We start from the raw sequence: 16,760 nt of genomic DNA, 5'->3' as shown, positions 1-16,760 counted from the left end.
TTGACGAGCTGGAGATCACGCGTGGCTGACTTTGGACAGCACCTTGAAAGCGAGCTTTCTCACTTCGGTTTCCGGCCCATCCGGACGGCCCATAACGATCCAGAGAAAGAGACTGAAACCGCAATAGAGAGTTCCGCCGAGGCAGATGAGGACGGCGAGTTGGAGAACCAAGCCGGTCTGCGTGGTCTGAGCGCCAATGCAATGATCGGCGAGCGTTACACCTGCGGCCAGAACGGCCGAGCTGGCGAGCGCCCTGAAATTCGCCAACAACTGCGCCCTGACCGAGACATTGATGAGCCGCTCCACCACCACCATGTTGACGACAGCGCTGAACAGACCGGTGAGCACCCGGCTGAATATCAGCCCCGGAAGCCCCCAGCACCCCAAACCGATCGAAATCACCGGTATGCGGACAAGAAGCATCTGTGTATCACGCACGAACAGGGTCCGGGTCTGCCCCAGGCTGCAGCCCCATTCTGTCGGTGTCCTCTATGCCCAACTGCTCGGCACCGCGCCTGTCTCGCCATGGATGCGATCAAAGCTTCCTCGCGCTAGAACGGCGTGACTTGCGTGGGACCCGCCAACGCACCTCTCGCCAAGTCTCAGCACCACGGAGTTCCGGAATTTCCGGCCCGAGTCGCTGCTCGCGGACTTTGTCATCGCGTGTCTTCAATCGCGCGACCTCGTCTGGCCGCGAGCAGCACGCCACGCTGATTTTCGACATTTGCTGGAGCGTCCCGTTGCTTAAAGATAATCTTTGCGGATTCCGTTCAGCACCTCACCAAAGCGACTTTTCAAGCCGTCGAGCGAGCCATCGGGACTAAGCTGCGGTTCCCCGCGGCTGCTTCCCACAACCAGCTTGTGCACACCGCGCGGAAGCAGGCCCGAATTCAGGACCGTGCCGACGCCCACGAGCATTGTTTGTTGGTGCACCTCCCGGAATCCAGGCAACAGAAAGTCCCATAGCCAGAGATTGAGGTCGTCACCAAATTGCCGTGGCTCGATTCCCAATGATATGGAGTCATTTCGCCTCCGCAAACTTAGCTGTCCCGAGTTCCCTCAGTGTCAGCAGCAACTCAGGGTCACGCCACGCCCAACGCGCGAGCAGGCCGACGTTTGGCACTTTGCCGCGACGAAGAAGTCCGGCCTGGCTCCAAAGCGCCTGGCGACGCGCTCTGCCCTTGGAGGGTGGCGATTGACTCAACTTCCTCTGGCCGTCAGGCAAAGCAAGCTTCGAGCGCGTCGAGCGCTGCCCAGGTGTTGAATTGCTGCTGCAGGAAGCGGCGCGATGTGCGGTCGATGCGGTGAAAGATATTGACGCCCAAGCCGCGCACGACGCCCGGATCACCGCAGAGCAGGCTGCGCCGAGAGGCGAGGATTGTATCGCAGAAGAAAAGCACGTCCTCTGCGGCGCGCCGAAGAGTGGCGTCGAAACGGATTTTTTTGAAGATGGTACGGCCGATCACCATTCCAGAAAGATGGAGAAAGCTCCAGTCCTTCAGCATTGCGCTTGCAAGGTCAGGAACTTCGATGACAAGCGGCTGCTCCCCCAATCGAATCACCCGTCCGCCCCTGCAAGTTCGGATATTGCGAGGTGGTAATAGAACTCTTCGCTCGCTTGAATTGAGGCCCAGTAACAGTCCCCTCCGAAGCACAACATGCTCTCAAAAGCGTTGTGCAGATGATGTGGCAGCCAGGTGTCGTCTGAATCGAGGAAAGCGACGAGACGCGTCGAAGGCGAAACGTTCTCAAGCCCGGTGTTGCGAGCGCCACCAGGGCCGGCGTTGGCCTGCCTTATGACCGTGATGCGCGACCTCTGATCGGCGTCAAGCGCTTCCAGCTCGACCTCAGCCGGAAGAGGGGACTCATCGTCGATAACCAGAACCTCAAAGCCCGTATAAGTCTGCTCAAATACGCTCTGTAGCGAACGGCGAAGAATCCCCGCTTTTTTCTGATAAAAAGGGATGACGATTGTGAAAGAGGCCAATTCTCATCCATGCCTTCGGGAGGTCTGTGCGAGGCCCGAGTAACGCATTCGGCAATGGTTGGCCAAAGTGATTGTATGGATGATGATCATCCATGGCGTGGATAGGCCGTCTGCGGCGAGCGTGGCGTCATCTATGGCACCAATCAGCTCGGGTCTCGGGCGCACTCTCGTTTGCCCGTTCCCGTTGGCCCGGGGCGGCTGCTTCGACATGGCTAGCAGGCCAGCAGGAACACCGAATCCAGGGTTGAGCAAGCCGAACTACTGCCCCGGAACGTCGGCGGTGATCAGCCCCACTGGGTGGCGCGGGCATGGTCGGCGCAGTCGATCAGACCATGTTGCGGCGGTCAGTTTGTTACGACTTGATCGGACCCGGTTGAGCCACCATATACCGCCTCCGGCCGCTGGTCTTAGGTGCCTCATGCACCAGACCTCCAGGCTGAATTGAGTCAATTCATTTGACTGTCCGGGTCCAGAGGAACTCTCCCGAGGTGCCGGGCATCTTTGCTCTTCTTCGAGGTGTTTATGAAAGATTCACGCATTCCCGAGCCGGTGTTGACGGCCATGTCGGCGGGGACCCACATCACCCGTGCTTATCGTGAGCACCTTGGATATTCCGTCGAGGACCTGGCAGTGGCGTGCGGGCTTGCCGCTGAGGAAATCCTGAACATTGAGTCCGGTCTGAGATACAACAAGGGTTATAGGGACCGGATCGCAAAATCGCTGTCCCTACCCGCCGGAATTCTTGAGACGGAGGCGGACATATTGGACGCTGCCTGATCGGTGGAAGGCCGGTTTCCCGTTGGTTGCCGGGAAACAGGTCTCTCGTTTTCGCATTGTTGGAACCCAGCGTTTGCGCCACAGGTCCGTTTGCCCAGGATATCACCAACGCGAGCAGCAGGTGCCATACGCGCCCGGAGAGCCTAGCTCGGGCGCCGCTCGCGGCGCGTTCGGGGGGAATGCAGGATCACACATGCATTCCAGTCACGCTAACTGCCAAGCAGATGACCGGCATTTCGTAGGGCGGCGAGGAAGGGGCCGGCATGGACGGTGATATCGATCTTTGCCTGCGTTGAGAGGGGCATGCTTGTCCAGTTCTCCAAAGGCGCCATCAGATCTGAGAACGTGTCATTCACCATGCAATAGTGGGTAAGAAGGCCCTGCCTGTCCAACGCGACCACGCCAGTTTGTTCGCCTCGATACCGGATTGCCGCGATTCGCTGCACCTGCGGGTCATCGTCGACCCGCACGTCGAAAACCAATGTACCCTGGCTCCTCGCGGCTATCTCCGCGGCTCTTTCGCTGAAACTTGATGAGAGAGAGCGGACGCTTTCGACCGCCATCTGGAAAATCGCCCAATCCAGTTCCTGCGAGGCCATGTCGGCAATTGCGCGTAGTAGAGGGGTGATTGCAACGACGCATGCGGCTTGTTCACAGATGTCGGCTGACGACCGATCCTAACCGGGGTTCTGCCGCCCATCGTGCTGTCCGATTCGGACTGATGCTGAAGCGAGGGGGCACGCCCACTGAACTACCTCTCGGCACCACGCTCACTCCCTTGCTCTTGTTAGGCAGCGCGTGGCCTCCGCAGCCTCCGCTCTCCCACGAGTACGGGAATTCTTCCCAAGCCATATCGCGAGGCTTCGCATTTGTGATTCTAAGCGTATGCCCGGGTTTGAACATTGACCTAAGGAGGCTGCGCGGTGTCGCGACCCAGCCGCACCCTCGGCGAGTCAGCGCCACAGGGTTCACAAAGTTGACTGGCTGGGCTAGGGGGAGCGCAGAGAAATCTCCGGTCGCAGCCTTACCCGGTCAAAACAAGGATACCACGATGAAGACTCTCGTCATCTGCTCCGGCGGATTGGACTCCGTTTCCCTTGCCCACAAAGTGGCAGCGGAGCACGAACTTGTCGGGCTGCTGTCCTTCGACTACGGCCAGCGGCACAGCAAAGAACTGAAATTCGCCGCGATGTGCGCGCAGCGATTGGACATTGCGCATCAGATCATCGACATCCGCCAAATCGGCCGCGGCCTTTGCGGCTCCGCGCTCACCGATGGTGTCGACGTGCCGGACGGCCACTACGCCGAAGACACCATGAAGATCACGGTGGTGCCGAACCGAAACGCCATCATGCTGGCCATCGCCTTCGGACTCGCCGCCGCGCAGCAGCTCGAAGCAGTGGGGATGGCCGCTCACGGCGGAGACCATTTCATCTATCCAGACTGCCGTCCGGCCTTCATCGAGGCTTTCCAGACGATGCAGAACCGAGCGCTCGACGGAGACGCGCAGATCCGTCTTTATACGCCTTATGTGAACCTCACCAAGGCGGACATCGTCGGCGATGGAGCAAGGCACGGGACCCCATTTGCGCAGACCTGGTCCTGCTACAAGGGCGGCGAACGTCACTGCGGACGGTGCGGGACCTGCGTCGAGCGGCGCGAAGCGTTTCATCTGGCGCAGCACGCCGACCCGACCGACTATGAGGACACCGATTTCTGGCTTGAGGCGCTGCGGAGGCGGAGCGCCTGATGTTCCGCATTACCAAGGAATTCCACTTCTCGGCCTCGCATCAGCTCACCTCCTTGCCACCCGAGCACCAGTGCGCGCGACTGCACGGGCATAACTACATCGTCGTAGTGGAGCTCTCGGCCAAGGAGCTGAACTCGCACGGCTTTGTGCGCGACTATCACGATCTGGCGCCGCTCAAACACTATATCGACGAGAGCTTGGACCACCGGCACCTCAACGACGCGCTCGCGCATGAGCAGGTCACAGCGGAATACCTGGCCAGGCATTTCTATGAATGGTGCAAGGCACGGCTGCCGGAAACCGCCGCCGTGAGGGTGAGCGAAACCCCTAAAACCTGGGCGGAGTACCGGCCGTGACCGACACGCGGCCCGCAATCCGGGTCAGCGAGATATTCGGGCCGACGATCCAGGGCGAGGGCGTGCTCATCGGTTTGCCGACCGTCTTCATCAGAACCGGCGGGTGTGACTACCGCTGTTCCTGGTGCGACAGCCTCCATGCGGTTGACAACCAATTCCGCGATGAATGGAAGATGATGCCAGTGGACGCGGTGTGGCAAAACGTGGTTGCGCTTTCCGGCGCCCGGCCAGTTATGGTGTCCCTGTCGGGCGGCAACCCCGCCATTCAGCCCTTCGGCGGCCTGATCGAGCGGGGCCATGCTGAAGGTTACCGCTTCGCGCTGGAAACCCAAGCTTCGGTGGCCAAGGACTGGTTTGCCGAGCTTGACGTACTGGTCCTCAGCCCAAAGCCGCCGTCGAGCGAAATGAGGACCGATTGGGTTGCATTCGAGGCTTGCATCGAAGCGGCGCGGGAGAAGCCGCAAGTCGTGCTCAAGCTCGTCGTTTTCGACGAGAGTGACTACGCCTTCGCCAAAGACGCCGCCGCCCGATTTCCACGTCTCCCGGTCTATCTGCAACCCGGCAATCACACGCCACCGCGCCGTGGCGAGGAAGACGCAGCTGTCGACCTTGCCGGAATCATGAGGCGCATGGAGTGGCTGATCGAAAAGGTGACGCGAGACAGATGGTTCGAAGCCCGCGTATTGCCGCAGCTGCATGTTCTGCTCTGGGGTAACAAGAGGGCCGTCTAGGTCTCGCTCGCCGGTGTGGGAACTGCACCAATCTTATCCTCGGCCAGAATCTGGCGCCGTCAGCGCCGGACGGAACTAGAGCCCGTGCGCCTGTCGCGCCGCTGCTATGGCTTGGGTAAGCCCCCTCACGCCGACGTCAGCACCTTCTGGACCGCAGAAGGTGAACACCGGGCCTCTTTGGCTGCCTCACAGACCGTCCCTCGGCCTTCAGGGCCTTGATCAGGTCATGGTCTAGCGTCACCGGCCTGCCGGTCTTCCACGGCTCGCTTCAGCTATTTGACCGGGCCGCCTTGTGAGGCTGACGCGGCGCCAATCTTTACGGGCCTCTACGATGCGGCAGGCAACAAGGTCTACCGCTTAGTTGAGCGTCGGCCAGTTGGCTTTGTTTGGCGCACCCAGAGGTTGACCACTTTGTGCTACGCAAGCTCTGACGCCGCAACTTAACCTTTGGTTTTTCGTGGGTCTGCACCGTAGGTGCGTTCCTCGCGAATTGTTCCCTTTGCCTTGTGCAAAACCGCTTGGGCGAGGCCGCCAGCCTTATGAACAGCGCGACCTGCGGCCGTTGCGGCGGCCTCAGATGCTTTCTGGGTCTTGTGATCGGATACGGTGTTTCCGCCTTGCGTCACCTTCCAACCGCTCTTTGACGGCGACGAGTGAAATACAGTTCGTTTTGCCATTCGCATACTCCCATAGATGAACCGGCAAGCGCCGGAGTTTCGCGTGCGTAAACGTACGCACGCCAGAGCCGACTGCGGTGGAGTTATTTGTGGAAGACTAGTGTAAGAGGTTACTTCTTAGGTGGCTTGGGCGGTGGCGGCGGCGCAGGCTTGGGTGGCGGTGGCGGAGAAGGTCTGGGGGCCTCGTGCCTAACACCTTTGCGTTCTCCCGGCGGTTTCTCAGGTTGAAATTCGAAAGATGGAATCATGGCTTCCTCACTTAGTTCTCGCCTCGAAAAGGCAGACAACGATACGCTAAAGGAAATCTTGCGGGAAGCTGAGAGCCGACTTGATGCACAACTAACAATGGCTTTGGCAGCAGATTTGAGGGCGATGACGTTGCTCGGTTTCATGGTTGCGGTTGTCGCCGTAGTCGTCGCTGGCACGCTTGCTATCTATAAGTCCGAACACGTCGACATCTTCTTTGGTGCCGTTGGACTATTTGCGACGTTTGGGATGTCGGTTTCATCCTTTTACGCTTTTGAGGCGGCCAAGCCGATAGACTTTGATGCTGTGGGCAATTATCCCTCCGGCTGGGCATCTGATGCAGAAAGTGGGAAGCCGCTCCACATCGCCCTAGCTGAAGTCTGCGCCCATTACGATGAGATGCTGAAATCCAACAAGGCTGCCATGAAGAGCAGTAGCGAACACTTGCTGTGGTCCTCGCAAGTCGCACTAGGAACGATGTTTGTGTCCGCCTTTTTGGTGGCATGTCGTATCTTGCACCTGTTTCCCTACTGAAGGAGGGGAGGGCTGGGTACGATCTTGATGAACTAGATGCGACGAGAAGCGCGCAAGACCTAATCCGAAAGTTATGTTTGGAAAGGTAGGATCTGGCCCACGGTGTAGGGTGGTCGGATATCTAGGGCCGATGGTCCTAAGGACCGGTGGTGGCTGCAAAAAGCGTTGAGCAATTGCGGCTTTCCGGGACGCTTGCCAAGAATCCGGATACGTCAATCACTTCGAGCCGCCCGACGATCGGCCGATCGGTGAGCCATACGAATGGCTGTCGGCGCCAGGGCAAGCGGCCTGGAAAGAGATGGCGCCGACTTTGCTGCGGTATTGCCGCCGCGGGATTGTCGGTCTTACCGCGCTACTAGTTGGGAAAATGCGCAGCGGAGATCTGGGTGTTGCGGGCCTGAGAGCGCTCAACCAATGCCTGGGCTCACTTGGAGCCACGCCGGCGTCGTTCCCAAAGGTAGGTTGGGCGCCGCCTTCGGATGACCACGACGATTCTGCAGCCGAGTACTTTCGATAGGCGCGTTCAAGGGAGAATGTTCGGCGGCTCAACGTCAACGCAGCCATAGGCGCGGTCCGTCGCCAAGCCGCCTTCCTGCCTATATTCTGCCTTGAAGCAAAAGCGAAATGACTTCGGCTTCACGTCAGTTCTCCACCCACATCTAAAGGGTATGACCAGTTCATGCGGCACAGCGTTCATCCCGCATCCCTTCACACGGTGCGGGATTGCAAATTTCTTTGTTCGCCCGCCTTGTTTGACTGCCTCGATGATAGACCCAATCACACCGGTCAGGTCGTCATGATCGGTAAACACGATTACATCGTCCGGGTATTGAAACGACAACTCATGGACAAGCAACGCTCGTCTGTTGTGGTTCAGAATCTCGAATTTTAGGCTAGCCTGCCGTGAATACTCAACATACTCAGCCTGGTAGACGCCAAACGTAGGATTCACCTCACCAAGCACGGCGTCAGCTTGCCGTTTGGCTTGTGCGGCCGACAGCCATGCTAGCAGGGCGGAGATCAAAGAAACAGCGACCGCGACAGCGGCAATCCAATCAGAAGTCACCATGCCGAGGGCTTTCTCTATGCGGCTAACCGGGCGTTTTCTTAGGGTCGCGATCGCGGGGGAACGTTCTCTCCTCTTCATATCCGCCGCGCTTTTTCTCAATCCGGACAGAGCCGCCATCTTTCCCAATCGCGCTGGATAGAACGCCGCCAGCGGTGGCATCCGCTTTAGTTTCGAACCGCTTAGTAGCGCGGTCGGCACCATCTTTATGCAGTTTCCAGTCCTGTTTTTTCTTGTCAAACGACAGAGTGTATGTCGGCAGTTTGGTCATAGGATAATCTCCGAGAAGAAAGTGATGGCGGGCCGAAACCCGCCATCGTTAGAGCGTTACGGACACTCAGGAAGCGCCAGCAAATTATCGTTCCACTGGCCATCCGCGTGAGTGCGGACGTATTTCTCGTTGGGGCCATTGACCACAGCGACGTTGGCGCGCTTTCCGCCTACCGATGTGTAGAAAGTATGCGTGCCCGCTTCGATCCATTGGATCACTTGTGATCTCGACCATTTCCCGGTGGAGTTGCCGAGGTTTGTAATAGCCTCGTGCTTGTTCTCACGTGGGACTTTGTTGATGCAAGTTACCTGCACGTCTGCCATTGCAATTGCTCCTTTCGAGCGCTTTGCGGAGCAATTGGGAATGGCAGGGCTTGGGAGGATGTCTGACCATTACGTAGCTCCTGTGGCTTGTCAAAAACGCCTCAGGACGCTAGTTACCGACCTGCTATGGAGCGGACACGCGGTCTTGTTCGTCCACTCGGCACCACAAGACCGTGAGTACGCAACAGACAGAGGCAGACGGCGAATCACCGTCTGCCTCTTTTTTATGCAAAAATGGCATTCCAGTAAATGGCCAGTAACGTTTTGTTAACAATATAGTGACGCTGAGATAGTCAGCTTTGCTGTCGTATCGTCACTACCTCGTGGTCCGCCCAATCCTTTGAACGCGGCGCGCCATCATTTCCTTTTTACAGCAATCCGCAGATGTCAAAATACCCACCGCGCCCGGCGCGATCGACCGCCATGGAGTAAGCAATGGCTGCAAGTAGCGACGACCTGCTAATTAGCATTTCGACCGACCTCTCTACGCTGCAGGCGCGCATCAACGACATGGTCGGTATCGGTGCGAAGGGCCAGCAAGGAGCGGAACGGCGTCCTAGCGGACCAGGGGCGTGAGCTTGAGGCTCTGCGAACGAAATACAGCCCGCTGTTTGCCGCCCAGCAAACATACTTGGGAGTCTCAAAAACATTAAGATGGCGCAGGCGATCGGCGCAATTAGCGCGGATGAGTCCGCAGCTGCCATCGCGCGCGAGAAGGCTTCCTTTGCTGCGAACGTTGTTGCCATCAATACCGTGGCGAGCGCTCACCAAGCGCAATGCGCTCTCCCTTAACGCGTCCGCTGACAACTATCTCTTCTTGCATGCCGAGCTTGGCGTAGCGTTCGCCTTTAACGGTGGGACGGAACCATCGCTCCCGTGGATCGGCCCGTTCTCGGTCGCCAATGCCGTCGCAACCGGCGGCGTCAGCAGCATCGTGCAGGGGCGTTACGGTGCACAATACCAATCCGGCAATTCCGATCATCAAGCAACAGCCGTTCTTCTAGGCCTCCTTGGGCCATGCGCACATGATTTCGGTCCTCTCCCGCGTCCCACATCGGACTTGTATGCTGCACCGGCCGCCCAGTATTGTTGCGAAGGGGCGGGGCCACCGAAATGGAGCCTGAGGACGATCTGAAATCCCGTATCGAGGCTGCATTGGTTCGCGGCCACCTTAGCCAATGGCAGCGCCAGTTCCTCCTCGATATGCGTGACCGATTGGTGAAATACGGCCCGCGCACGCGGTTGAGCGCGAAGCAGTGGGCGAAGCTCTATGAGGCGATAGGACCCGCACATCCAGGCACCTACAAGCCCCCATCGCCGCGTTGGCGACCGCGCCGTTGGCGCAACCCACTCGTTCGGGAGGTTCGATACTTGGCAGGCAGGTTCGTCAGAACCTTTGGGATCGCTCTCGCATTGGTCGTCGGGTCCCTGATCTATTCGTTCGTTGTCAAGGGCGGCCAAATCACTTGGCCAAGCATGCCCTCCTTCGCGAGGTCAGACGCAGCAGGCTACAGGGTGCCACTTGCCAGAACCCAGTTCACCGTAACGGACGGAGATACCATTCGGCTCAACAGTTCCGCGAAGGGGACCCGGCTGGTTGGCTTCAACGCACCCGAAAGCATCGAGCCAAGGTGCGACTCTGAGGGAAACCTCGGGCGTCGAGCGAAGGCACGCCTCAAAGAGTTGGTTGCTGCGGCGAAGCTTGAGCTGAAGATGGTTCCATGTTCCTGCCCGGCAGGCACTGAGGGCACCGACAGGTGCAACTACGGGCGAAGTTGCGGCTCACTCTTTGCCGATGGCCAAGATGTGGGCGACATATTGGTGTCAGAGGGGCTGGCCGTCCCGTTCGCCTGCGGCTCTACAAGCTGTCCGCCAACGCCCCGCCCTTGGTGCGGATAGGATAAGACGCCTTCTCGCACAATGGTGTCCCAGCTCTGGCCCTTCCGCAGCATGTCCATGATCGCCTCGCTACGCTCGGCGTCTTCGGGACGGACCTTCATGTGACCCTCGGCCTTTGCCTTGGCGATCCCCTTGAGCCTGCCTGCGCGTCGGTCGTCATAGTACTTGCGGACAATGGCCGCGAGCATGTCGACCAGCATCCCGTTGATGGCGTCGAACATGGGTCCGGTGAAGGCGTCCTCGGTCTTCAGCATCATGTGCGAGGTCGGCAAGTCCAGCGCACCTTTGGAAACCCATCATTTGGCGTTGGCAATTTTTAGGAAACCCATGTGAATTACCCTGATCTTCCGTATCGTGGGCTCGGGGAGCGTATTTTTGGACAAGCTTCAAGTCATGCTATCGAAGGGCTACTTTCCAAAAGAGCTGCCGCCCCCTTTATAACCGAGGATTTCGGCGAGTATGCGCGGGAATTGTTGGCGATATGGGCCGCGAGCGGCCCGCTGAAGCCCAGCCATGCAAAGCATCAGAAATTTTGGGAGATAAGCGAGACTGAACCCGAACTCTACTCGACGCCAAAAGCGAAGAACGAGCGTCGACAACTGCACATTACAAACCCAGTGCCCCAGCTTCTGCTCGCTTCGGTTATGACAAGGAACTGGGCGACTATATCTCGCTGGCTGGACCGGCAGCGATTTAGCTTCTCCAGAACCATGATCTCATCCAAATCGTACAGGGCGATTGAGGAGCCCGACTTCAAGAGCAACGCGGTGCACAAACAACTCATTCGAGCTACCTACGATGTAGAGGTCAAATCAGACGTTCTTCGCTTCTATCCATCCATATACACCCACTCGGTGCTTTGGGCGGCCTATGGTAAGGAACGGGTCAAGAAAAACCGCAAGAAGTATAACGACAGCTTGGGTGATCGAATCGACGTACTTCTCCGTAAATGTAATCGAGGTCAGTCCGTGGGCATCCCGATAGGGCCCGATACATCCCGTATAGTCGCGGATATTCTCTCAGGCTACATCGACAGCAGACCGATGCTGAGGACCGGTCTTCAGCGCGGCGCAGCCGATCGCCTGCAGGATGATTGGGTAATAGGAACTGAAACTGTTGGTGATGCAGAACGACTGCTTTCTGCGTTACGGACGACCTACCTTGAGGTAGGTTTAGAAATTCACGGAGGAAAGACATCAGTTATCGGTAAGACCGTATGTCCGCTTCTGCCGGTGAGGTGGCTCACCCTACACTGCGCGTCCGAGGGTTGCTCGGGCGGTCCGAGCCGATCCTCATCACAGGAGGACGAGCCGTGGCAGATTATAGGGAAGCATTTGTCGGAATCGATGTCGCTAAGCTGAGGAACGCCATCGCGATTGCGGAAGCCGGCCGGGAGGGAGAGGTTCGGTTCTTCGGCGAGGTCGACGCATCGGATACGAGTATGCGCCGCGTTATCCAACGGATCGCTGCCAAGTTCGATCGCATCCACCTATGCTACGAGGCGGGCCCAACCGGCTATGGCCTTTACCGGCTGATCCGTTCCCTTGGCCATGAATGCACCGTGGTCGCGCCATCGCTGATTCCAAGGAAGCCTGGCGATCGGGTGAAAACGAACCGCCGGGATGCTCTTTCATTGGCAAGGCTGCTGCGCGCCGGCGAACTGACGGCGGTATGGGTTCCCGATGAAGATCACGAAGCCATGCGAGATCTCGTTCGCGCCCGGGCAGCCGCGGTCGAGACGCTGCGGGTCCATCGCCAGCAGGTGAGCGCTTTCATGCTCAAGCATGGTCGTGCCTATCCGCGCACGAAGAACTGGACCATGCGCTACCTGCGTTGGTTGCAGGAGCAGCGGTTCGATTATCCTGCACATCAGATCGCGCTCCAGGAAATGGTCGAAGCGGTGCGCGTCTCGAAAGAGCGTGTGGAACGGCTTGATCGCGTGATCGAAGAGTTCATCCCGAACTGGTCGCTGGCGCCGATCGTGCGAGCGCTCCAGACATTGCGTGGGGTCGATCTGATCGTCGCCGTGACGTTCGCCACCGAGGTCGGCGACGTAAGCCGTTTTGAGAGCCCTCGCCAGCTCATGGGCTATCTCGGCCTCGTTCCCGGCGAGCGGTCGACTGGAGAGACAATCAGGCGTGGCGGCATCACCAAGGCAGGCAATGGCCGCGTTCGCCACATGCTGGTTGAGAGCGCCTGGACCTATCGACATCCACCCCGGATCGGCAAGGCGAAGCTGTACCGGTTGGAGCAGGCACCGCCGAAAGTCCGTGAGATCGCATGGAAGGCTCAGGCCCGCCTGACGACCCGGTATCGAAAGCTGGTTGCGCGAGGCAAGCGAACGACGGTGGTCTGCACGGCGATCGCCCGCGAACTAGTCGGCTTCATGTGGGCCGTCGCCAGGGAGGCACGCTCCACCTGATCGCTCGCCGCGGCAGTCTACACCTCGCGCATGGGCGGAGGCGGGACCACGGCAGGGGAATGCCCGTCAGACGCTTTGTGGCCGGCAAATTGACCGACGCCCGCAGTAAGATAGGAACAGCCCCGGACGCACAATCGGGAATGCGGTAGCCAACCCGCGCATCAGAGCTTGATCACCGACGTCCTTCAGTTCCGCCTCCACCCATGCGCGCTCATCAGAATGAGCAGCCGTTCCTCGGATCGGGCGACCTTCTGCGTTCCAAACCTTGACAGCGGACATCAGAGCGATGTTCTCAGGCCACTGCGCTGAGTTCGTGAGCCTGGATGTAGGCCCATGGCAAGAGGTCGTCGATCTGGCTGTTCGGGTGGCCATTGACGATCCTGGTGAGGACATCGGCGAGATAGCCGAGGGGCTCGACGCCGTTGAGTTTGCAGGTTTCGATTAGCGAAGCGACGACGGCCCAGTGCTCGGCGCCGCCGTCCGATCCGGCAAAGAGTGCATTCTTGCGGTTTAGCGCGATAGGACGGATCGAGCGTTCAACAGTGTTGCTATCGATCTCGATGCGGCCATCATCGAGGAAGCGCGAGAGGCCTTCCCAACGCGACAGCGTGTAGCGGATTGCCTCGGCGAGCTTGGTCTTCTGGCTGATCAGCCCGAGCTTCTCGCGCAGCCAGGGCTCGAGAGCGACGGTGATCGGCAGGCTCTTTTCCTGGCGCACGGCACGACGCTGCTCCGCCGATCGTCCACGGATGTCGTCTTCGATGCGATAAAGTTCGGCGATCTGTCTCAGCGCCTCGCAGGCGATTGGCGCGGGACCGGCCGCGGCGAGTTCGTAGAAGCGCCGGCGCACGTGCGCCCAGCAGAAGGCGAGCGTCACGCCGCTCTTGTCGGCGAGCACGCGATAGCCGCCATAGCCGTCCACCTGCAGGATTCCTGTGAAGCCCGCGAGATGAGCGATCGGACGCTCAGCTTTGCGGTCGGGCGCGTAGACATAGGCGACGCCGCGCGGATCGGCTCCGTCCCATGGCCGATCATCGCGGGCATAGGCCCAGAGCTGGCCGGTCTTCGTTTTGCCGCGACCGGGATCGAGCACCGGCGCCGTGGTCTCGTCGGCGAAGAGCTTTGGCGAGGACTTCAGCTTCGCCAGCAGCCGTTCGTGAACCGGACGCAGGTGCCAGGCGGCACGGCCAACCCAGTCGGCGAGTGTCGAGCGGTCGAGATTGATGCCCTGCCGGGCGTAGATCTGCGCCTGGCGATACAGCGGCAGGTGGTCGGCATATTTGGAGACCAGAACCTGGGCAACCGTCGCCTCGGTCGGCAGGCCGCCTTCGATCAGCCGGGCGGGCGCGGGAGCCTGAACGATCACGTCTTCGCAGGCTCGGCAGGCATATTTGGGTCGGCGCACGACGATCACACGCAGCTGCGCCGGAACGATGTCGAGCCGCTCGCTTACGTCCTCGCCGATCCGATGCAAGTCATTGCGGCAGCACGGGCAGGCATGGTCCTCGATGTCGACCACCATATCCGTGCGTGGCAGATGGGGTGGCAACGCACCGCGGTTCGCCCGACGCTTGGTGACACGCGCCTGACGCTCCATGGGAGCAGCCTGTTCGTTCTCCTCCTCGCCGGCCGCCTCGATCTGCTCGGCTTCTTCAAGTCCCAGCAGCAGCTGGTCTTCCGGCAGCGTCTCAGCACGACGGCCGAAGCGGTGGCGCTGCAATTCCTTGATGATCTGGATCAACCGGGCGTTCTCGACGTCGCGCGCCAGCACCATCGCCTTCAGCGCATCCGGATCGTCGGGAAGCTGGTCCGCCGTCATCGCCATGAGTGGATCAGACCATATTCGTCGACAGCCCGCGACAGCGGAATCCAGGCTGATTCACTTGGTCGCGGGTCAGCCCGCCTGGGCTGGAACACGGGTCCGGCGCGCCTCGTGGACGCGCCGCCAGTCGAGTCCTTCGAGCAGCGCCGAGAACTGCGCCGCCGTCAGCTGCATCACGCCATCCTGAACCTTTGGCCAGCGGAACTCCCCGTCCTCCAAGCGCTTGGCATAGAGGCAGACGCCGGTGCCGTCCCAGAAGATCAGCTTGATCCGGTCAGTCCGCTTCGCCCGGAAGACGTAAACGGCCCCGCTGAACGGATCGGCCCCCATCGTCTCTCGCACCAGCGCCGCCAATCCCTCCGCACCCTTGCGGAAGTCGACCGGCTTCGTCGCCACCATGACCTTGACCGCACCCGTCGGCCCGATCACGACGTCGCCTTCAGCGCGCGGATCACCGCCGCCACCGTCTTGGCGTCGGCGCCACGGCCGACCCGCATGGCGACGCCGTCGATCTCCAACTCGATAACGCCGGCGTCGCGGGCAGCTTTCCGTTTGCGTTGTGGCTGTTGTTTCCCCGTCGGTTCCGGCTTCGGAGCCGGCACCACTGCCGGCACGAACAACGGTTCCGGTGCCAGCGCTTCCGCCAACGGCACACGAGCAGCCCGACGCCAGGCGAACAACTGCTGCGGGGACAATGCATACCGCCGGGCCACGGCACTCACGGTCTCGCCGGCATCGTAACTTTCAGCCACGATCCGGGCTTTCTCTTCCGGCAGCCATTCGCGCCGCCGACCGGAACCCGTGAACACCTCGAAACGGCGCGCGGGCTCAAGATTGCTGGATTTAAGCGTAAGCTCTGAAATCGTCATGTGTCGAAGCCCTCAAAGGCTCCGAACATCGTTCCTCACGACCACGCGCGAAAGGTGCCACCAGAACAGCGCTTACAGTTATCGGGATAGTCGACAACGTTGGAACACCTTGGGTTCACACCCTCCAGGTGGCGGCGCGAATAGGCCCCGAGCTGTCCGGCATTGCTTTGCAAAACTTCTGTGAGGTCGCTCTCGATCTACAAAAACAAAACCCTGTAGATCGACCTCTTCGCTACGCGCTGTCGTTGATACAGGGTTCTGAAATCAAGGTGCCCGACGCGTTATACCTGCAAAGTTTCCTGATGCGAGCCCTGATGGTCGATCCGAGAAACATCGACCTAGTGTCAGCGCTTCTGATCAACATGCGCCATGAGGGGCGGACGATACACGAAAGTCTCATCACCAAGCGCTTGACGTCGATTATAAAAGGCGGCTTGGAGCGCGGCGAGCACTATGAAGTTGCATGGGCGATCTTCCTCATGAAGGGCTTGGCACTGCCGCTGCAGTTGGGCGCCCAAGCTGCTCTTCTTGCGAAGATCGAATGTCCAGCGATCTGCTTGCTCATTCTCGACATGGCATCTCGCGGACTTGCTCCGGAGGCTCCAATCCGGGATTGGGAGCGCCGGGTGAAGGCCGTATCAGCCGACGGTCCCGACTGGTTGCTCGCCTACGAAGGAGTTCGGCATGGTTGGCTGGCAGACATCACTGGCGCTATCAGAGCCGATCCGATGTTGAAGCCCTTCTTTGACCGAAATATCGTCTTTTACGACGATAAGCGGAACGTGCCGACAACCAAGAAAGCGGTGAGAACGCGGCGCGCAAGATCGAAGAGGCTGACAACAGCAATGCTCTGGCGGATCATTACGTCCAAGTACATATAGATCCGACCACCCCGCCAGGGAAACCCAAAGACTGCATCAGGTCGATGCTGGGCTCACATTTTTCCGTCAGAAATTTGGCGCTCCGCATCAGAGTGGTGCGCCGAGTCATCTGGAGGGATGAGCGGTGAACCCGCTGCCTCGTGACCTCA

At 59.5% G+C, this 16,760-nt stretch carries 18 protein-coding genes and 2 pseudogenes; 9 read left to right on the top strand and 11 right to left on the bottom strand.

Translation table 11 applies throughout. The features are described from left to right. Nucleotides 1–15: 15 nt before the first annotated feature. The 3 genes and pseudogenes from A9K65_RS30220 to A9K65_RS30210 form a co-directional block, all read right to left on the bottom strand. Nucleotides 16–423, bottom strand: a complete 408-nt coding sequence (locus A9K65_RS30220) for a hypothetical protein (RefSeq protein WP_064993288.1) — start codon at nucleotides 421–423, stop codon at nucleotides 16–18. A gap of 420 nt (nucleotides 424–843) precedes the next feature. Then, a pseudogene (locus A9K65_RS30215) lies at nucleotides 844–1,025 on the bottom strand (polysaccharide pyruvyl transferase family protein); the annotation flags it as partial. Beyond that, nucleotides 1,022–1,987: pseudogene (locus tag A9K65_RS30210) on the bottom strand (glycosyltransferase family A protein). The pseudogenes A9K65_RS30210 and A9K65_RS30215, both read right to left, overlap by 4 nt. Before the next feature lie 522 nt (nucleotides 1,988–2,509). On the opposite strand from A9K65_RS30210, the gene A9K65_RS30205 reads away from it, so the two are divergent. After that, nucleotides 2,510–2,764 carry a helix-turn-helix transcriptional regulator gene (locus tag A9K65_RS30205; RefSeq protein ID WP_064993353.1) on the top strand — a complete coding sequence of 85 codons (255 nt, stop codon included), beginning with the start codon at nucleotides 2,510–2,512 and terminating at the stop codon, nucleotides 2,762–2,764. A 209-nt stretch (nucleotides 2,765–2,973) separates the two neighbouring features. Here A9K65_RS30205 and A9K65_RS30200 read toward each other — a convergent pair whose 3' ends face one another. After that, nucleotides 2,974–3,363 carry a hypothetical protein gene (locus A9K65_RS30200; protein WP_064993287.1) on the bottom strand — a complete coding sequence of 130 codons (390 nt, stop codon included), beginning with the start codon at nucleotides 3,361–3,363 and terminating at the stop codon, nucleotides 2,974–2,976. Between the two features lie 452 nt (nucleotides 3,364–3,815). Here A9K65_RS30200 and queC point away from each other — a divergent pair, with 452 nt between their 5' ends. Genes queC through queE form a run of 3 tightly spaced genes read left to right on the top strand, consistent with a single transcriptional unit; the run spans nucleotide 3,816 to nucleotide 5,601 of the window. After that, complete coding sequence (gene queC, locus A9K65_RS30195) at nucleotides 3,816–4,514, top strand: 7-cyano-7-deazaguanine synthase QueC (protein WP_064993286.1); 699 nt, start codon at nucleotides 3,816–3,818, stop codon at nucleotides 4,512–4,514. After that, nucleotides 4,514–4,870, top strand: coding sequence for a 6-carboxytetrahydropterin synthase QueD (queD, locus tag A9K65_RS30190; RefSeq protein ID WP_013533306.1), 357 nt, complete (start codon nucleotides 4,514–4,516; stop codon nucleotides 4,868–4,870). The genes queC and queD overlap by 1 nt, the downstream gene beginning before the upstream one ends. Then, on the top strand, nucleotides 4,867–5,601 hold the full coding sequence (gene queE, locus A9K65_RS30185) for a 7-carboxy-7-deazaguanine synthase QueE (RefSeq protein WP_064993285.1): 735 nt from the start codon (nucleotides 4,867–4,869) through the stop codon (nucleotides 5,599–5,601). Before queD ends, queE begins: the two co-directional genes overlap by 4 nt. 440 nt (nucleotides 5,602–6,041) lie before the next feature. On the opposite strand, the gene A9K65_RS30180 is transcribed toward queE, so the two are convergent. Further along, nucleotides 6,042–6,278: a DUF2188 domain-containing protein gene (locus A9K65_RS30180; protein WP_086081356.1), complete on the bottom strand. Its 237-nt coding sequence runs from the start codon at nucleotides 6,276–6,278 to the stop codon at nucleotides 6,042–6,044. Between the two features lie 246 nt (nucleotides 6,279–6,524). Here A9K65_RS30180 and A9K65_RS30175 point away from each other — a divergent pair, with 246 nt between their 5' ends. After that, nucleotides 6,525–7,058, top strand: coding sequence for a hypothetical protein (locus tag A9K65_RS30175; RefSeq protein WP_064993284.1), 534 nt, complete (start codon nucleotides 6,525–6,527; stop codon nucleotides 7,056–7,058). 523 nt (nucleotides 7,059–7,581) lie between these two features. Here the strand turns inward: A9K65_RS30175 and A9K65_RS30170 are convergent. From A9K65_RS30170 to A9K65_RS30160, 3 genes are read right to left on the bottom strand one after another with little or no spacing between them, the layout of a single operon-like run. Further along, on the bottom strand, nucleotides 7,582–8,127 hold the full coding sequence (locus A9K65_RS30170) for a hypothetical protein (protein ID WP_086081355.1): 546 nt from the start codon (nucleotides 8,125–8,127) through the stop codon (nucleotides 7,582–7,584). A gap of 22 nt (nucleotides 8,128–8,149) precedes the next feature. Continuing rightward, nucleotides 8,150–8,395, bottom strand: coding sequence for a DUF2188 domain-containing protein (locus A9K65_RS30165; RefSeq protein WP_084015674.1), 246 nt, complete (start codon nucleotides 8,393–8,395; stop codon nucleotides 8,150–8,152). 56 nt (nucleotides 8,396–8,451) lie between these two features. After that, entirely contained in the window at nucleotides 8,452–8,718 is a 267-nt protein-coding gene (locus A9K65_RS30160; protein WP_064993282.1) for a DUF3892 domain-containing protein, read from the bottom strand. Nucleotides 8,719–9,831: 1,113 nt separating this feature from the next. Here A9K65_RS30160 and A9K65_RS36660 point away from each other — a divergent pair. The 3 genes from A9K65_RS36660 (at nucleotide 9,832) to A9K65_RS30140 (ending at nucleotide 13,039) form a co-directional block, all read left to right on the top strand. Continuing rightward, nucleotides 9,832–10,617 carry a thermonuclease family protein gene (locus A9K65_RS36660; RefSeq protein ID WP_176479564.1) on the top strand — a complete coding sequence of 262 codons (786 nt, stop codon included), beginning with the start codon at nucleotides 9,832–9,834 and terminating at the stop codon, nucleotides 10,615–10,617. Between the two features lie 329 nt (nucleotides 10,618–10,946). Continuing rightward, nucleotides 10,947–11,978 (top strand): RNA-directed DNA polymerase, encoded by a 1,032-nt coding sequence (locus A9K65_RS30145; protein ID WP_086081354.1) that lies wholly within the window; start codon nucleotides 10,947–10,949, stop codon nucleotides 11,976–11,978. After that, on the top strand, nucleotides 11,930–13,039 hold the full coding sequence (locus A9K65_RS30140) for an IS110 family transposase (RefSeq protein WP_064995672.1): 1,110 nt from the start codon (nucleotides 11,930–11,932) through the stop codon (nucleotides 13,037–13,039). The genes A9K65_RS30145 and A9K65_RS30140 overlap by 49 nt, the downstream gene beginning before the upstream one ends. A 292-nt stretch (nucleotides 13,040–13,331) precedes the next feature. Here A9K65_RS30140 and A9K65_RS30135 read toward each other — a convergent pair whose 3' ends face one another. The 3 genes from A9K65_RS30135 to A9K65_RS30125 form a co-directional block, all read right to left on the bottom strand. Continuing rightward, nucleotides 13,332–14,864, bottom strand: a complete 1,533-nt coding sequence (locus A9K65_RS30135; RefSeq protein WP_064993412.1) for an IS66 family transposase — start codon at nucleotides 14,862–14,864, stop codon at nucleotides 13,332–13,334. A gap of 69 nt (nucleotides 14,865–14,933) precedes the next feature. Next, nucleotides 14,934–15,290, bottom strand: a complete 357-nt coding sequence (gene tnpB / locus A9K65_RS30130) for an IS66 family insertion sequence element accessory protein TnpB (protein WP_064993413.1) — start codon at nucleotides 15,288–15,290, stop codon at nucleotides 14,934–14,936. Further along, complete coding sequence (locus tag A9K65_RS30125; protein ID WP_064993414.1) at nucleotides 15,287–15,730, bottom strand: transposase; 444 nt, start codon at nucleotides 15,728–15,730, stop codon at nucleotides 15,287–15,289. Before A9K65_RS30125 ends, tnpB begins: the two co-directional genes overlap by 4 nt. A gap of 128 nt (nucleotides 15,731–15,858) precedes the next feature. Here A9K65_RS30125 and A9K65_RS30120 point away from each other — a divergent pair, with 128 nt between their 5' ends. Then, on the top strand, nucleotides 15,859–16,611 hold the full coding sequence (locus A9K65_RS30120; RefSeq protein ID WP_064993415.1) for a hypothetical protein: 753 nt from the start codon (nucleotides 15,859–15,861) through the stop codon (nucleotides 16,609–16,611). Nucleotides 16,612–16,760: the final 149 nt, after the last annotated feature.

Origin of the sequence: Mesorhizobium sp. WSM1497, assembly GCF_001672455.2 — a bacterium.
GTDB lineage: Bacteria > Pseudomonadota > Alphaproteobacteria > Rhizobiales > Rhizobiaceae > Mesorhizobium > Mesorhizobium ciceri.
This window is presented reverse-complemented; position numbering and strand designations above follow the sequence as displayed.

What these genes read in the sequence shown, in the direction of transcription:
- A9K65_RS30220 (WP_064993288.1), bottom strand. Translation starts at nt 423, where the DNA reads ATGCTTCTTGTCCGCATACCGGTGATTTCGATCGGTTTGGGGTGCTGG.
- A9K65_RS30205 (WP_064993353.1), top strand. Translation starts at nt 2,510, where the DNA reads ATGAAAGATTCACGCATTCCCGAGCCGGTGTTGACGGCCATGTCGGCG.
- A9K65_RS30200 (WP_064993287.1), bottom strand. Translation starts at nt 3,363, where the DNA reads ATGGCCTCGCAGGAACTGGATTGGGCGATTTTCCAGATGGCGGTCGAA.
- queC (WP_064993286.1), top strand. Translation starts at nt 3,816, where the DNA reads ATGAAGACTCTCGTCATCTGCTCCGGCGGATTGGACTCCGTTTCCCTT.
- queD (WP_013533306.1), top strand. Translation starts at nt 4,514, where the DNA reads ATGTTCCGCATTACCAAGGAATTCCACTTCTCGGCCTCGCATCAGCTC.
- A9K65_RS30180 (WP_086081356.1), bottom strand. Translation starts at nt 6,278, where the DNA reads ATGGCAAAACGAACTGTATTTCACTCGTCGCCGTCAAAGAGCGGTTGG.
- A9K65_RS30175 (WP_064993284.1), top strand. Translation starts at nt 6,525, where the DNA reads ATGGCTTCCTCACTTAGTTCTCGCCTCGAAAAGGCAGACAACGATACG.
- A9K65_RS30170 (WP_086081355.1), bottom strand. Translation starts at nt 8,127, where the DNA reads ATGGTGACTTCTGATTGGATTGCCGCTGTCGCGGTCGCTGTTTCTTTG.
- A9K65_RS30165 (WP_084015674.1), bottom strand. Translation starts at nt 8,395, where the DNA reads ATGACCAAACTGCCGACATACACTCTGTCGTTTGACAAGAAAAAACAG.
- A9K65_RS30160 (WP_064993282.1), bottom strand. Translation starts at nt 8,718, where the DNA reads ATGGCAGACGTGCAGGTAACTTGCATCAACAAAGTCCCACGTGAGAAC.
- A9K65_RS36660 (WP_176479564.1), top strand. Translation starts at nt 9,832, where the DNA reads ATGGAGCCTGAGGACGATCTGAAATCCCGTATCGAGGCTGCATTGGTT.
- A9K65_RS30135 (WP_064993412.1), bottom strand. Translation starts at nt 14,864, where the DNA reads ATGGCGATGACGGCGGACCAGCTTCCCGACGATCCGGATGCGCTGAAG.
- A9K65_RS30125 (WP_064993414.1), bottom strand. Translation starts at nt 15,730, where the DNA reads ATGACGATTTCAGAGCTTACGCTTAAATCCAGCAATCTTGAGCCCGCG.